General features: G+C 71.2%; 14 protein-coding genes. 8 read left to right on the top strand and 6 right to left on the bottom strand.

What is annotated here, in order from left to right:
• Window positions 1-223: 223 nt before the first annotated feature.
• The 4 genes from araD to NNW99_RS29765 form a co-directional block, all read right to left on the bottom strand.
• A complete protein-coding gene (gene araD, locus NNW99_RS29780) occupies window positions 224-1,954 on the bottom strand; it encodes an L-arabinonate dehydratase (protein ID WP_215122256.1) in 1,731 nt (576 codons plus the stop codon).
• Window positions 1,951-2,862, bottom strand: a complete 912-nt coding sequence (locus NNW99_RS29775) for a dihydrodipicolinate synthase family protein (protein WP_215122255.1) — start codon at window positions 2,860-2,862, stop codon at window positions 1,951-1,953. The genes araD and NNW99_RS29775 overlap by 4 nt, the downstream gene beginning before the upstream one ends.
• Complete coding sequence (locus tag NNW99_RS29770) at window positions 2,859-3,518, bottom strand: GntR family transcriptional regulator (RefSeq protein ID WP_215122254.1); 660 nt, start codon at window positions 3,516-3,518, stop codon at window positions 2,859-2,861. The genes NNW99_RS29775 and NNW99_RS29770 overlap by 4 nt, the downstream gene beginning before the upstream one ends.
• Window positions 3,519-3,668: 150 nt before the next feature.
• Window positions 3,669-4,265: a TIGR03086 family metal-binding protein gene (locus tag NNW99_RS29765; RefSeq protein WP_215122253.1), complete on the bottom strand. Its 597-nt coding sequence runs from the start codon at window positions 4,263-4,265 to the stop codon at window positions 3,669-3,671.
• Window positions 4,266-4,385: 120 nt separating this feature from the next.
• Here NNW99_RS29765 and NNW99_RS29760 point away from each other — a divergent pair, with 120 nt between their 5' ends.
• The gene (locus tag NNW99_RS29760) at window positions 4,386-4,841 is read left to right on the top strand and encodes an SRPBCC domain-containing protein (protein ID WP_251057976.1); all 456 of its coding nucleotides are present in this window, start codon (window positions 4,386-4,388) and stop codon (window positions 4,839-4,841) included.
• A gap of 74 nt (window positions 4,842-4,915) precedes the next feature.
• Entirely contained in the window at window positions 4,916-6,154 is a 1,239-nt protein-coding gene (locus NNW99_RS29755; protein ID WP_215122251.1) for an MFS transporter, read from the top strand.
• 431 nt (window positions 6,155-6,585) lie between these two features.
• Here NNW99_RS29755 and NNW99_RS29750 read toward each other — a convergent pair whose 3' ends face one another.
• Window positions 6,586-7,752: a hypothetical protein gene (locus tag NNW99_RS29750; RefSeq protein ID WP_215122250.1), complete on the bottom strand. Its 1,167-nt coding sequence runs from the start codon at window positions 7,750-7,752 to the stop codon at window positions 6,586-6,588.
• The gene (locus tag NNW99_RS29745; protein ID WP_215122249.1) at window positions 7,749-8,690 is read right to left on the bottom strand and encodes a 5-dehydro-4-deoxyglucarate dehydratase; all 942 of its coding nucleotides are present in this window, start codon (window positions 8,688-8,690) and stop codon (window positions 7,749-7,751) included. Before NNW99_RS29745 ends, NNW99_RS29750 begins: the two co-directional genes overlap by 4 nt.
• A gap of 223 nt (window positions 8,691-8,913) precedes the next feature.
• Between NNW99_RS29745 and NNW99_RS29740 the strand changes: the two genes are divergently transcribed.
• The 6 genes from NNW99_RS29740 to NNW99_RS29715 all read left to right on the top strand — a co-directional run bounded on the left by NNW99_RS29740 (window position 8,914) and on the right by NNW99_RS29715 (window position 14,978).
• On the top strand, window positions 8,914-9,723 hold the full coding sequence (locus tag NNW99_RS29740; protein WP_215122248.1) for an NAD(P)-dependent oxidoreductase: 810 nt from the start codon (window positions 8,914-8,916) through the stop codon (window positions 9,721-9,723).
• A gap of 290 nt (window positions 9,724-10,013) precedes the next feature.
• Complete coding sequence (locus tag NNW99_RS29735; RefSeq protein ID WP_215122247.1) at window positions 10,014-10,781, top strand: DeoR/GlpR family DNA-binding transcription regulator; 768 nt, start codon at window positions 10,014-10,016, stop codon at window positions 10,779-10,781.
• Window positions 10,782-10,859: 78 nt separating this feature from the next.
• Window positions 10,860-12,233 carry a sugar ABC transporter substrate-binding protein gene (locus NNW99_RS29730; RefSeq protein ID WP_215122246.1) on the top strand — a complete coding sequence of 458 codons (1,374 nt, stop codon included), beginning with the start codon at window positions 10,860-10,862 and terminating at the stop codon, window positions 12,231-12,233.
• The gene (locus tag NNW99_RS29725; RefSeq protein ID WP_215122245.1) at window positions 12,230-13,171 is read left to right on the top strand and encodes a carbohydrate ABC transporter permease; all 942 of its coding nucleotides are present in this window, start codon (window positions 12,230-12,232) and stop codon (window positions 13,169-13,171) included. Before NNW99_RS29730 ends, NNW99_RS29725 begins: the two co-directional genes overlap by 4 nt.
• Window positions 13,168-13,992: a carbohydrate ABC transporter permease gene (locus tag NNW99_RS29720; protein WP_215122244.1), complete on the top strand. Its 825-nt coding sequence runs from the start codon at window positions 13,168-13,170 to the stop codon at window positions 13,990-13,992. The genes NNW99_RS29725 and NNW99_RS29720 overlap by 4 nt, the downstream gene beginning before the upstream one ends.
• Window positions 13,989-14,978, top strand: coding sequence for a zinc-dependent alcohol dehydrogenase family protein (locus NNW99_RS29715; RefSeq protein ID WP_215122243.1), 990 nt, complete (start codon window positions 13,989-13,991; stop codon window positions 14,976-14,978). The genes NNW99_RS29720 and NNW99_RS29715 overlap by 4 nt, the downstream gene beginning before the upstream one ends.
• Window positions 14,979-15,096: the final 118 nt, after the last annotated feature.

Here is a 15,096-nt window from a genome sequence, read left to right as displayed (position 1 = left end):
AGCAGGGTGGTGCCGGGTCGTGCTGAGGTGCGTGGGCGCGCCGAGGGGCGCGGGTGGTGCGTGGGCGCGCCGAGGGGGCGCGGATGGTGCCTGAGCGGTGCGGTGCGGTGGCGCGAGGTGGTGCTGTGGCGCGAGGGTCGTACCGTGTCGCTGAGGTGGTGCCGTGGCGCTGGGTCGTGCCGTGCGCTGCTGTCGTGCCGTGGGGCGTGTCGTGCCGTGGGGCTCAGCCCGCGTACGGGTCCTGCACCTTGCCCGAGCGGGCCAGGAACTCGAAGTCGCAGCCGGTGTCGGCCTGCGTGATCTGCTCGTTGTAGAGCGCGCCGTAGCCGCGCTCGTACCGGGTGAGCGGCGGTGTCCAGTCCGCCCTGCGCCGCTCCAGCTCCTCGTCGTCCACGTGGAGATGGAGGGTGCGCGCCTCGACGTCGAGAGTGATGGAGTCGCCGGTGCGGACGAGGGCGAGCGGTCCGCCGACGTACGACTCCGGTGCCACGTGCAGCACGCACGCGCCGTAACTCGTGCCGCTCATCCGGGCGTCGGAGATCCGGACCATGTCCCGGACGCCCTGCTTGAGCAGGTAGTCGGGCAGGGGCAGCATCCCGTACTCGGGCATGCCCGGGCCGCCCTTGGGGCCGGCGCCCCGCAGCACGAGGACGTGCTCGGGGGTGATGCCGAGCGACGGGTCGTTGATGGTGCGCTGCATCGTCTTGTAGTCGTCGAAGACGACGGCGGGCCCGGTGTGCTTGAGCAGGTGCCGCTCGGCCGCGATGTGCTTGATGACGGCACCGTCGGGGCAGAGGTTGCCGCGCAGTACGGCGACTCCGCCCTCGGCGGCGACCGGGTTCTCGCGGGTGCGGATGACGTCGTCGTCGTGCACGACGGCGTCCCCGATCTGCTCCCCCAGGGTCCCGTTGACGGTGGGCCGGTCCAGGTGCAGCAGGTCGGTGATCCGCGAGAGGAAGGCGGGCAGACCGCCGGCGAAGTAGAAGTCCTCCATGAGGTACGTCTGTCCGCCGGGCCGGACGTTGGCGAGCACCGGCACGGTGCGGGCGATGCGGTCGAAGTCGTCGAGGGTGAGCCGGACCCGGCAGCGCCCCGCCATGGCGATCAGGTGAATGACGGCGTTGGTGGAACCGCCGAGCCCGAGCACCGTGGTGACGGCGTCCTCGAAGGCCTCGCGGGTGAGGATCCGGGACGGTTTGAGCGCGGTCCAGGCGAGCTCCACGGCACGGCGCCCGGAGGCGGCGGCCATCCGCTCGTGCCCGGAGTCGACGGCCGGGATCGAGGAGGCGCCCGGCAGTGTCATACCGAGGGCTTCCGCCGCCGCGGTCATCGTCGACGCGGTCCCCATGGTCATGCAGTGACCGGGAGAACGCGCCAGTCCGCCCTGCAGCTCCCTGAGTTCGCAGTCGGTCAGGTTGCCCGCGCGGTGCTCGTCCCAGTACTTCCACATGTCGGTGCCGGACCCGAGGGTCTCACCGCGCCAGTGGCCCGGCAGCATCGGCCCCGCCGGCGCGAAGATCGCCGGTACGTCGGCCGAGGCCGCGCCCATGAGCAGCGCGGGCGTCGACTTGTCGCAGCCGCCGAGCAGCACCGCCGCGTCGATCGGGTACGACCGCAGCAGCTCCTCCGTCTCCATCGCGAGGAGGTTGCGATAGAGCATCGGGGTCGGCTTCTGGTACGTCTCGGAGAGCGTGGCGACCGGGAACTCCAGCGGGAAGCCGCCGGCCTGCCACACGCCCCGCTTGACCGCCTCGGCGCGCTCGCGCAGATGGACATGGCAGGGATTGATGTCGGACCAGGTGTTCAGGACGGCGATCACCGGGCGGCCCCGGTACTCCTCCGCCTCGTAACCGAGCTGGCGCATACGGGCGTTGTGCGACCAGGTGCGCAGCTGGCCCTCGGCGCCGTACCACTGATGGCTCCTGAGGTCCTCGGGGCTCAGCCTGCCGGTCATATCGACCACCCCGCGGCGATGGCGGCGACCTCGGCGCGCTCGCTCTCCGGGAGCGGCTTGCTCGGCGGGCGGACCTCACGGCGGCACAGTCCGAGGGAGGCGAGGGCCTCCTTGACGACGGTGACGTTGTTGGCGGAGCCGCTGTCGGCGCGCAGTTCCTCGAAGCGGCGGATCTGCTCCCAGACCTTCATGGCGGCCGGGTAGTCGCCGGAGCGCAGCGCCTCGATCATGTTCAGGGAGACGGCGGGGGCGACGTTGACGAGCCCCGAGGTGAATCCGGTGGCGCCCGCCGAGAAGTAGGAGGGGGCGTACGGCTCGGCGAGGCCCGCCACCCACACGAACCGCTCAAGACCGGCGTCCCGGGCGAAGGCTGCGAACCTGGCGGCGTCCGGGACGGCGTACTTCACGCCGATGACGTTCGGGCAGGCGTCGGCGAGTTCGGCGAGCCGGGCCCCGGTGAGCTGCGGGTTGCGGACGTACGGGACGACGCCCAGCTCGGGCACGGCCTCGGCGACGGCCCGGTGGTAGTCGACCCAGCCACCCTGGGAGACGTAGGGGTGGACGGGCTGGTGGACCATCACCATCCGGGCGCCGAGTTCCCGGGCGTGCCGGGCGGAGGCGACGGCGGTCGGCACGTCGTGCCCGACCCCGACCAGGACGACGGCCCGGTCCCCTGCCTCGTCCATGGTCAACTCGGTGACCAGACGGCGCTCTTCGGGGGTCAGGGCGTAGAACTCGCCGGTGTTGCCGTTCGGGGTGAGGGTCGTGATGCCGCCGTCGAGCAGACGGCGCAGCAGGGCCCGGTAGGTGTCCTCGGCGACGGAGCCGTCCTCGGCGAACGGGGTCACCGGGATCGCCACCACGTCGGCCAGGGCCGCCCGCTGGGTCTCGAACGCCACGCTGCTCATTGCTGACCTTCCTGTTCCAGTCCTGCCTCGGGGAAAGCACGCCGTACGAAGGACGCGATGTGGGAGTGGAGGGCGCGGGCCGCGCCGTCGGCGTCGCCGTCGAGGGCGAGCCGGAGGATCTCGCGGTGCTCGCCGGCCTCCCGCTCCCAGGACGGGGAGGCGGCCCAGGCGACGGCGGAGACCAGGGCGGCCTGGTCGCGGACCTCGTCGAGCATCCGGCCGAGCAGCGGGTTGCCGCAGGGCAGGTACAGGGCGCGGTGGAACTCCCGGTTGGCGAGGGACCGTTCGGCGGTGTCGACGGCCGCGTCGGCCCTGGTCAGCGCCTCACGGGCGGCGTCCAGGGAGGCCCCGCGCTGTACGGCGCGCTTCAGCGCCTCGGGTTCCAGCAGCAGCCGTACGTCGTAGACCTCGCGTGCCATGTCCGCGTCCACCAGGCGCACGGTGACGCCCTTGTACTGGCTCATCACGACCAGCCCGGTCCCGGCGAGGGTCTTGAGGGCCTCGCGCACCGGGGTCTTCGACACCCCGAACTGTGCGGCGAGCTCGGTCTCGACCAGCGCCTGCCCGGGCGTCAACTGCCCGGTGAGGATGCGGTGCTTGATCCCTTCCAGCACGAACTGCGTGCGGGAGGGGATCGGCGTGGGCACAGAGGTCATGCGCGCCTCTCGGATCTCGCGTCACGACGGATCGCGTATGGGATCTCGCGTATCGCGTCTCATATATGACGTACGAAGTACGACGCGATGACCGTAGGAGGGCGCGTGTGGTTCGTCAATGCTTTCGACAAAGGAAAGGGAAATCGCTTTCTACGGGCCTGGCGTCCACCCCGGCTTCCGCCCGCTCAGCCCCACCGCCCGGTCCAGCAGCGCCGCGTCCGCGCCCACGGGCACGACGGGGCCGAAGATCTCACCGCGGCCGGGGTCGTCGGCCGCCGCCGTGAGGAAGTCGTGGCAGACCTGGAGCGCGGCCGGGTCGGGGGCGTAGGGCCGGCCGGTGGCGCGGGCCAGGTCCCAGCCGTGGATCACCAGCTCGTCGGTGGCGACGAGGCCCGCGATCTCGCCGGGCAGGTCCAGGCCTCCGGCCCGGGTCATACCGGTCCACGCGGCCGGGTCGCGCCAGGCCTCGGCCAGTTCACCGAGCACCTCGGGCAGCTCCTCGCGCCAGCCGGGGCCGATGTCCGGGAGCGCGGACTGCGGATTGGTGTCGGTCGTGGCTCCGAGGTCCTTGCGGCCGGCGTCACGGAAGGCGGCGGCCAGTCCGGCCAGATGGCCCAGCACATGGCGCACCCTGTACTCGGGGCAGGGCGTCGGGCCCGCGAGCTGCTCGTCGGTGACAGCTTCGGCCAGGCGTGCGACGACCGCCGTCTGGGGTCCGAGGTCGAGGGTCGGGGTCGTGTCGGTCATCGGCTGCTCCTCCTGGTTCCGTTCCTGAGAGGTGGACCGACGGCGACCGCGGAACTCATCGCCCGGACTAAAATATACATAGGGGTTATTTCAGGCATCTTCGGTGACAGGTGATGCGTGATGACACAGGACGGCGCGCTGAGACTGCATCTGGAGTACGAGCTGGACGATCTGTGCCCGGTCGTGTTCCGCAAGCTGACCGAGCCCCGGGAACTGGCACGCTGGTGGGGCCCGGACGGGTTCGACACCCCGGGTGTGGAGATCGATCTCCGCCCGGGTGGTGCCTACCGGATCGCGATGCAGCCCCCGGAAGGCGAGCTGTTCCACCTGGTGGGCGAATACATCGACGTCGATCCCCCGGTAGGCCTGTCGTACACCTTCCGCTGGGAGGAGCCCGACCCCGAGGACCGGGAGACGGTGGTGACACTGTCGCTGCACGACACCGACGTCAGACGGTCCGAGCTCACCCTCGACCAGGGCGACTTCGCCACCGAGCGGCGGCGGGTACTCCACGAGGAAGGCTGGGTGCAGAGCCTCGGCAAGCTGGGGGAAATGCTCGCCTCACCCTGGGATTGATCACTGTCCCCGAGCACGAACTAAGGCACCCTCCCGATCCCTCCGCCCGGTCCTTAGCCCCACGATGGCCAGGCATGACGATCAAGTCGACCTGGCCTCTCGTGCTCGTCCTGCGCGACCGCAACGCGGGGCTCTACCTCTCCTCCGTGGTGGTCTCCGGCTTCGGCACCTCGGCCCTGTGGCTCGCGTCCGGCGTCTGGGTCAAGGACCTCACCGGTTCGGACGGCCTGGCCGCACTGTGCGTGCTCGCCATGTGGCTGCCGACCCTGGCCGGCCCGCTGCTCGGCACCCTCGCCGACCGGGGCAGCCGCAAGCCGCTGCTGATCGGCGTGAACCTGCTCCTGGCCGCCCTCCTGCTCACCCTCGTGAGCGTCGACGCCCCGGGCGACCTGTGGCTGCTGTACGCGGTGCTGTTCCTGTACGGCGCGGCGGGAGTCGTCCAGGACGCGGCCGAATCGGCGCTGGTGGCCGACGCCGTCGACCCATCCCTGCTCGGCGACTTCAACGGCCTGCGCATGACGGCCGCCGAGGGCATGAAACTCCTGGCCCCGCTGGCGGGCGCGGGCCTGTACGCCGCGTACGGCGGTGCGAGCGTCGCCCTCTTGGACGCGGCGACGTTCGTGCTGGCCACAGGGTTGTACGCGCTACTGCGGGTCCGGGAGCGGCAGCCCGCCCCACCCACCGGAAACCACCGGAAGCGAACCGCCGAGGGCGCCCGCCACCTCTGGTCCCACCCCGTGCTGCGCCCCCTGGTCCTGGCGGGCGGCGCGACCATGCTGTGCGCCGGAGTGAACGGGGCGATGGTCTACGCCGTCGTCGACGGCCTCGGGCACTCCCCCGCGTACGCCGGTGTGCTGTACGCCGTCCAGGGCGCCGGGTCGGTGGCGATCGGCCTGCTCTCCGGCACGGCCCTGCGCCGACTGGGCGCGCGGCGCTTCGCGGCGTACGGCATCGCCCTGCTGGCCGTCGCGGTGGCCCTGCGGGCGGTGCCGTCCGACCCCCTGGCGCTGGTGTCCGGCGCGGCGATCGGCGCGGGCCTGCCCGCCGTACTGATCGCCACCCTGACCTCGGTACAGCGCGAGACCCCCGGCCCACTGCTGGGCCGCGTCACCGCCACGGCCAACACGCTGGTGTACACCCCGAACGTGCTCGGCCTGGCCACCGGGGCGACCTTGGTCGAACTGACCGACCACCGGCTGGTACTAGTGGCCCTGGGAGGGGCGCTGCTGCTGACGGCGACCCCGCTGTTCCGGCGCCAGGCGCGGGCGGAACGGAGCGGGTGGAGAGCGCCGTCGGATGCCGACGCGGCGTGATGGCAGCTCGTCGACGCCGAGCCACCGGGGGGGCGGGCCCGGGCCGAGTCAGCGCACTACCGGCCGGTGCCGTCGGGCTCTGGGCGCGGCCCTGCTGGCAACGGCGACCCCGCTGATCGGGCGCCCAGCCACCGGAGGGACCTGACCGAGCTGGCCCGCCACCGGCATGTGCCGAGGCCCCGGGCGCGGCCCTGCTGGCAACGGCAGCCCCGCTGATCCGGCGCCCAGCACCGACGGAACAGACCACTCCGAGATCGCCGTCGGACACCAACCCGACATGACGAAGCCACAGCCCGCCAACGCCCAGCCACCGGGCTCGGCCCCGGCCGAATCAGCACACCACCAGCCGCTGCTGTCAGGCACTGGACGCGGCCCCCCTGGCGACAGCGGCCCCGCCTGAAAGAGCCACCGGCCCGCGCGCCCCCGCAGCCTCAGCGCCCCGCGAGCACGGCGCGGACCGCATCCAGGTCCCCGTCCGATGCCAACCCGGCGTGATACAGCCGCAGCTCGGTGGCCCCGAGGCGGCGGGCCTCGGCCATGTCGTCGGCGAGGGTGTCGAGGCTGCCGCCCATGCCCGAGATGACGGGGAAGTTGGCGGCGATGACGGCGTCCTCCTTGCCCTGGCTCGCGAACGGCGCCAGGGTGCCGGTGCCTCCCGCGCAGGGCACGACCACGCCGTCCGCGACGGAGAGGATGTGCGCCGGGTCGACGCCGGGGTTGGCGCCGACGTGGTAGGACACCGGGTCCGCGTGCAGCAGCACCTGGAAGCCGTCGGGGGCGGCGGCCCGGACCGCGGCGACGGCCTGCTCCTGGAGCGTGCGGGCGGTGTCGTCGCGCCACGCGCGCGTGGTGTGCGCGAGGGTCTCGCCGAGGAGCTTCTCGATGCCGGTCCAGCCCCCGTCGGAGGGCGTCGCCCCCTGCCAGACCGGCTCCAGCGCGGTCCGTACGGCGGCGGCCAGCTCGTCGGCGTCGAGGCCGTGCCGGCCGTAGCCCTCCCGGCAGGACGGGCAGAAGCAGAGCGCCATCAGGTACTGCCCGGCGTCCCCGAGGCCGATGCCGCCGGTCTTGTCGTGGGCGTGCAGATGCTGCAGGCCGTACCAGCCGAGGGACTCCAGCTCGGTGCCCCGCGCCCCGGGCCGTACCGCCGCCTCCGCCGCCAGGTCGGTCAGGTACGCGCGCGTGGCGGGCTGGGCGATGCACGGCGCCCAGGGGTAGTGGTCGCCGTAGGCGTTGACGACCGAGGTGTCCGGGTGCTCGGCGCCGAGGCGGGAGTTGTGCGCGAGGACGACCCAGGTGTGCACCCCGAGACCGGCGTCCGCAAGAGCGACGGCGGCCTCCCCGAAGGCGTCCCCGGGGGCCCAGGCGCCGGCCGCGTAGGGGCGCAGCTCGCGCCCAGCCCAGCGGTCGTCCGCCGGATACAGCACGGAGGCGTGCTCGGCGGTGACGATGCGGTGGCGCGGGTGGCGGGGCGTGAGGGCGCGCGTGGAGTGGTAGGCGGCGGCGAGCGTCACCTGCTCCACACCGAGCGCGGCGATCCGCGCGGGCGCCTCCGGGTCCCCGTTGACGTCCCAGGGATAGACGAATGCCGACGCCTTCACTTGGCCTCCTCCAGCAGCGCATAGCCGCGTTCGATCAGTTCGGCGAGCTGCTTGACATGATCCTCGGTCGGCTCGTGCAGCGGGGGCCGCACCTCGCCCACGTCGAGGCCACGCAGCCGTACACCGGCCTTGACGAGGGCGACGGCGTAACCACGCCCCTGGGCACGCAGTTCGACGAACGGGCGGAAGAAGCCGTCCAGCAGCTTCTCGACGGTCCGTTCGTCGCCGTTGCCGAGGGCCTGGTGGAAGGCGAGGGCCAGCTCGGGCGCGAAGCAGAACACGGCGGAGGAGTAGAGCGTGACACCGAGGGCGCGGTAGGCGAGCTGGGTCTGCTCGGCGGTCGGCAGGCCGTTGAAGTACAGGAAATCGCCCGGGACCTCCGAGCGCACCGCGCTGATGACGCGCTGCATGAGGTCGAGGTCGCCGAGCCCGTCCTTGAGGCCGATGATCCCGTCCGTGCGGGCCAGTTCGACGACGGTCTCCGGGGTGAAGACAGCGTTGTCGCGCTGGTAGACGATGACCGGCAGGGCGGTCGCGGCGGCCACCTCCCGGTAGTGCCGCAGCAGGCCTTCCTGCCCGGCGACGACGAGGTAGGGCGGCATGGCGAGCAGCCCGTCCGCCCCTGCGGCCTCGGCGAGGCGGGCGTAGCGCACGGCGAGCGCGGTGCCGTACCCGGCGCCCGCGACCACCGGCACACGCCCCTCGGTCGCCTCGACGGCCGCCCGGACACACCGCTCGAACTCCTCAGGCGTGAGCGCGTGGAACTCGCCGGTGCCGCAGCAGGCGAACACGGCGGCGGCTCCGGCCTCCACCCCGCGGCGTACATGCGTGCGGTAGGCGTCGAGGTCCACGGAGCCGTCGGGGCCGTACGCGGTGACCGGGAAGAACAGCGGTCCGCTGGGGACGGTGAGCCGAGCGGCGAGAGGGGCTGACGTCACAAGCTCTCCCGGTTCCATATTCATGATTGGCGTCTATATTTCTGAACACCTCCACGCTAAGGCGCCCCCTTGGTGCCGGTCAAGCGCGCGAACCCGCGACGCACCAGCGGATTCGCCGCTCCCGCGCCATACTTGACGGGCTCCACCCCAGCTCCTTAGCGTGTCCACGCATATGAATGCCGTGCGCCCATGTACACGGCGGCCCATTCAAGGAGACCCGAGGATGCCCGCTCCCCGCACCGTTCTGCTCACCGGCGCCGCCGGCGGCCTCGGCACCCTGATGCGGGACCTGCTCCCGGCCTACGGCTACGAGCTGCGCCTGCTCGACCTGCGCCCGATCGAGGACGCGCCGGACGCGATCGTCGCCGACCTCGGCGACAAGGACGCCGTGCGCGAGGCGGTCCGGGGCGTCGACGCGATCATCCACCTCGCGGGCATCTCCCTGGAAGCCCCCTTCGAGAAGATCCTCAAGGCGAACATCGAGGGCACCTACCACCTGTACGAGGCCGCCCGCGAGGAGGGCGTCGGCCGGATCGTCTTCGCCTCCTCCAACCACGCCGTCGGCTACACCCCGCGCCCCCGGGGCGACGACCCGCTCATCCCCATCGACACCCCGCACCGCCCGGACACCTTCTACGGCCTGTCCAAGTCCTTCGGCGAAGACCTCGCGCAGTTCTACTGGGACAAGCACGGCGTCGAGACGGTCTCGGTGCGCATCGGCTCCTGCTTCGCCGAGCCGACCAGCGTGCGCATGCTGTCGATCTGGATGAGCCCGACCGACGGCGCCCGTCTCCTCCACGCGAGCCTGACCGCCGAGAACGTCGGCCACACCGTCGTCTACGGCTCCTCCGCCAACACCCGGCTCTGGTGGGACCTCACCACGGCACGCGCGCTCGGCTACGACCCCCAGGACGACTCCGAGCCCTTCGCCGAGAAGCTGATCGCCGAGCAGGGAGAGCTGCGGGACGGCAACGAGGCCCACGCCTACCTCGGCGGCCCGTTCGTGACGGACCCGCCGATCTGGCCGTACTGACCCGAAGACAGTGCCTCCGGCGGTGAGCGGGCAGAGAACGGACCCGCCCGCTCGGGCATTCGGGCAACGCCGCCAGGGGCGCGGGGAACTGCGCGACCAGCCACAATGCGCCCGCAGACAGCTACGACCTCCCCCCGGCCCATCGCACTGACCGAAGACCGAACGGGCACAGACGGGCAGGATCGCTCCCGCAACAGACCTGGCCACCGTCGAACACCCGCTGTAGAACTTCCCCCAAGGCCCGACCGAGGGCCCGAACGGGCAGCACAGCAGGGAGGCGGGTGACGGCCATGACCAGAACCGCGGAAGAACGTCAGCGCGAGATCGTGCTCGTCGCACGCCGTGACGGCGCGGTCGACGTCACCGCCCTCGCCGACGAGCTGGGCGTGGCCAAGGAGACCGTACGGCGGGATCTGCGCGTCCTGGAGGACCACGGCCTGCTCCGGCGTACGCACGGCGGCGCCTACCCCGTGGAGAGCGCCGGCTTCGAGACGACGCTCGCCTTCCGCGCCACCAGCCACGTCCCCGAGAAGCGCCGGATCGCGGCCGCCGCGGCCGAGCTGCTCGGGGACGCCGAGACCGTCTTCGTCGACGAGGGCTACACCCCGCAGCTCATCGCCGAGGCACTCCCCAGGGACCGGCCGCTGACCGTGGTCACCGCGTCCCTGCCGGTCGCGGGCGCGCTCGCCGAGACCGACACCGTCTCCGTCCTGCTGCTCGGCGGCCGGGTCCGCTCCGGCACCCTCGCCACCGTCGACCACTGGACGACGAAGATGCTGGCCGGCTTCGTCGTCGACCTGGCGTTCATCGGCGCCAACGGCATCTCCCGCGAACACGGCCTCACCACCCCCGACCCGGCCGTCAGCGAGGTCAAGACACAGGCGATCCGGGCCGCCCGCCGCACAGTCTTCGCGGGCGTGCACACCAAGTTCGGAGCGGTCAGCTTCTGCCGGTTCGCCGAGGTCGGCGCACTGGAGACGATCGTGACGAGCACACTGCTGCCGACCGCCGAAGCCCACCGCTACTCACTGCTCGGACCCCAGGTCATCCGGGTCTGACACCACACCGACGTCCCCCCTCGGGCGCAGCCATGCCCTGAACCACCCTTTATCTCCCCATACATCCAGGAGCGATCCATGCGAACCCAGAGCCGACGACGGCCACCGCGAGCCACGCTCGCCGCGGCCGCCGCAGGGACGCTGCTCGCCCCGCTGCTCTCCGGCTGCTGGGTCGGCGCGGGCGGGGCCGGATCCGGCGGCGACGCCATCAACGTCCTCATGGTCAACAACCCCCAGATGGTCGAGCTGCAGAAGCTGACCCGCGCCCACTTCACCAAGGAGACGGGCATCAAGGTCAACTTCACGGTCCTGCCCGAGAACGACGTCCGCGACAAGATCAGCCAGGACTTCGCCAACCAGGCCGGCCAGTACGACGTCGCCACCCTGTCCAACTACGAGATACCGATCTACGCCCGCAACGGCTGGCTGCACGAGATGAACGGCCATGTCGCCAAGGACCCGGCCTACGACGAGCGGGACGTCCTGAAGCCGATGCGCCAGTCCCTCACGGCGGAGGACGGCAAGCTCTACGGCCAGCCCTTCTACGGCGAGTCGTCGTTCCTGATGTACCGCAAGGACGTGTTCGAGAAGCAGGGCCTGACGATGCCCGCGCACCCCACCTGGCAGCAGGTGGCGGACCTCGCGGCGAAGACGGACGGCGCCGAACCGGGCATGAAGGGCATCTGCCTGCGCGGCCTGCCCGGCTGGGGCGAGGTCATGGCACCCCTGACCACGGTCGTGAACACCTTCGGCGGCACCTGGTTCGACAAGGACTGGAAGGCCCAGCTGGACTCGCCCGCCTTCGTGAAGGCGACGAAGTTCTATGTCGACCTGGTGCGCGAGCACGGCGAATCCGGCGCCGCCCAGTCCGGTTTCGCCGAGTGCCTGAACAACATGACCCAGGGCAAGGTCGCCATGTGGTACGACGCCACCTCCGCGGCCGGGTCCCTGGAGGCGGCGAAGTCGCCGGTCAAGGGCAAGGTCGGCTACGCCCCCGCACCCGTCGAGCGGACGAAGTCGTCCGGCTGGCTCTACACCTGGGCCTGGGGCATCCAGAAGTCCTCCCGCAACCCCGACAACGCCTGGAAGTTCGTCTCCTGGGCGTCCGGCAAGGGCTACGAGGAACTGGTCGGAGACAAAGCCGGCTGGTCCAACGTCCCGGCCGGCAAGCGGGCGTCGACATACGCCAACGCCGACTACCGCAAGGAGGCCGCCGCCTTCCAGGAGATGACCAAGGAGGCCATCGAGGGGGCCCGGCCCGACGATCCCGGGGTGCAGCCGCGGCCCGCGCCCGGCATCCAGTTCGTCGGCATCCCCGAGTTCACCGACCTCGGCACCAAGGTCTCCCAGGAGATCAGCGCGGCCATCGCCGGACGCCAGTCCGTCGAATCGGCCCTGAAGAAGTCTCAAGCGCTCGCCGAGAAGATCTCCGAGGAGTACGAGGGACGATGACCGCCACGACAACGGCCCCCGCGGCCTCCCCCGAGCTCCGCACCCCGGCCCGCAGGCCCTCCGCCCGGCTGCGCGCCTGGGCCACCCGGGCCCCGCTGCTCCCCGCCCTGATCTTCATGGTCGTGGTCACCCAGCTGCCCTTCGTGGCCACGCTGGTGATCTCCTTCTTCGACTGGAACGCCCTCTATCCCGACGCCCGCCACTTCACGGGCCTCGACAACTACCAGGAGGTCCTCACCGACGCGGACCTGCGCCACTCGGTGTGGACGACCGTGCTGCTGACGGTGGCGGTGGTCCTGGCCAGCCTGGTGCTGGGACTCGTCCTCGCCCTGCTGCTGGACCGGAAATTCAGAGGCCGGGGCATCGTCCGCACCCTGCTGATCGCACCGTTCCTGGTGGTCCCGGTAGCAGCGGCCCTGCTCTGGAAGCATGTGCTCTACAACCCTGAATACGGCCTGCTCAATGGGTTGTTGCACTATGTGGGCGGCCCACAGCCCGACTGGATCTCCACCACCCCGCTGCTCGCGGTCGAGGCTTCCCTCGTCTGGCAGTGGACGCCGTTCATGATGCTGATCCTGCTCGCGGGACTGCAGAGCCGCGACCACGAGCAGGTCGAGGCGGCCCGGGTCGACGGGGCGAGCGACTGGCAGATCTTCGTCCATCTGACACTCCCCCACCTGCGCCGCTATCTCGAACTGGGCGCCCTGCTGGGCTCGATCTACATCGTCCAGAACTTCGACGCGGTCTTCACGATCACGTCCGGCGGCCTGGGCACAGCCAACCTCCCCTACACCGTCTACCAGAGCTTCTACCAGGCCCACGAGAACGGCCTCGCCTCGGCCGCGGGCGTCCTGGTCGTCATCGGCTCGATCATCATCGCCACCTTCGCCCTGCGCGTGGTGTCGTCCCTGTTCCGCGAGGAGGCCTCCCGCGCATGAACGTCCTACGCCGTAACAGCATGGGCCTCGTTGCCTGGCTGGCCGGGATCGTGTTCTTCCTGCCCATCGCCTGGATGGCCCTGACGTCCCTCCACTCGGAAGCCGACGCGGCCACCAACCCGCCCTCCTTCGCGGCCTCCCTGACCCTGGACGGCTACCGCGAGTTCTTCGGCGCGGGCGGCGGCGCGAGCCCCTGGCCGGCGCTGATCAACTCGGCGGTCGCGTCCCTGGCCTCGACCCTGCTGGTGCTGCTGCTGGCCTTCCCGGCGGCGTACGCGCTGTCGATCAACCGCGTGCGCAAGTGGACGGACGTCCTGTTCTTCTTCCTCTCCACGAAGATGCTGCCGGTGGTGGCGGGCCTGCTGCCGATCTATCTGTTCGCGAAGAACGCGGGGATGCTCGACAACATCTGGCTGCTGGTCATCCTCTACACGTCCATGAACCTGCCGATCGCGGTGTGGATGATGCAGTCCTTCCTCGCCGAGATCCCGGTCGCGGTGATCGAGGCGGCGAAGGTGGACGGGGCCAGACTGCCGACGGTCCTCGCGCGCGTGGTCGCCCCGATCTCCCTCCCCGGTATTGCCGCGACGGCGTTGATCTGCTTCATCTTCAGCTGGAACGAACTGCTCTTCGCACGGGTGCTGACCGGCGTGGTCGCCGAGACCGCCCCCGTCTTCCTGACCGGCTTCATCACCAGCCAGGGCCTGTTCCTGGCGAAGGTGTGCGCCGCGTCGCTCGTGATCTCCCTGCCGGTGCTCGCCGCGGGGTTCGCCGCCCAGGACAAGCTGGTCCAGGGCCTGTCGTTGGGAGCCGTGAAATGAAGGCCGCCGTCATCGAGTCAGTGGGCAAGGCCGTCGTCGCCGAGGTCCCGGACCCGACGCCAGGGCCGCGCGAGGTCGTCGTCGAAGTGGCCGCCTGCGGCCTCTGCGGCACCGATCTGCACATCCTCCAGGGCGAGTTCGCCCCGAAGCTGCCGATCGTGCCCGGACACGAGTTCGCGGGCGAGATCGTTGGGGTCGGCGCCCAGGTCACCGAGGTGTCGGTGGGCGACCGGGTCGCGGTCGACCCCTCGCTCTACTGCTACGAGTGCCGCTACTGCCGTACGGGCCACAACAACCTCTGCGAACGCTGGGCGGCGATCGGCGTGACCACGGCCGGCGGCGCCGCGCAGTTCGCGGTGGCCCCGGTGGCGAACTGCGTGAAGCTCCCGGAGCACGTCCGCACCGAGGACGCGGCCCTCGTGGAGCCGCTGTCCTGCGCGGTACGCGGCTACGACGTGCTCCGGTCCCGCCTCGGCGCGCACGTCCTGATCTACGGCTCCGGAACGATGGGCCTGATGATGCTGGAACTGGCCAAGCGCACGGGCGCGGCCAGCGTGGACGTCGTCGACGTGAACCCGGCCCGTCTGGAGACGGCCCGCCGCCTCGGCGTCTCGGCGTCGGCGGCGAACCCCGACGAACTGGACCGGCCGCAGGGCTGGGACCTGGTCGTCGACGCCACGGGCAACGCGGCGGCGATCCAGGACGGTCTGGACCGGGTGGCGAAGGCGGGCACGTTCCTGCAGTTCGGCGTGGCCGACTATGCGACCCGCGTGACGATCGACCCGTACCGCATCTACAACCAGGAGATCACCATCACCGGCTCGATGGCGGTGCTGCACAGCTTCGAGCGGGCGGCGGAGCTCTTCGCGAACGGCGTGCTGGACCCGGAGATCTTCATCAGCGACCGCATCCCGCTGGAGCGCTACCCGCAGGCGCTGGAGCAGTTCGCGTCCGGTGTGGGCCGGAAGATCGTCGTGGTGCCGTAGCCGGACCGCACGGCCTCATGGACCGAAACCGCGCGTGGGGTGCGACCCTCCGGCCGCACCCCACGCGTCCCCCGAGAACGGCCGACCGTGCAAGATCCTTCCGCGCCAGTCTTGTGCA

Source organism: Streptomyces sp. CRCS-T-1 (genome assembly GCF_024442335.1).
In the GTDB taxonomy this organism is placed as follows: Bacteria; Actinomycetota; Actinomycetes; order Streptomycetales; family Streptomycetaceae; genus Streptomyces; species Streptomyces koelreuteriae.
This window is presented reverse-complemented; position numbering and strand designations above follow the sequence as displayed.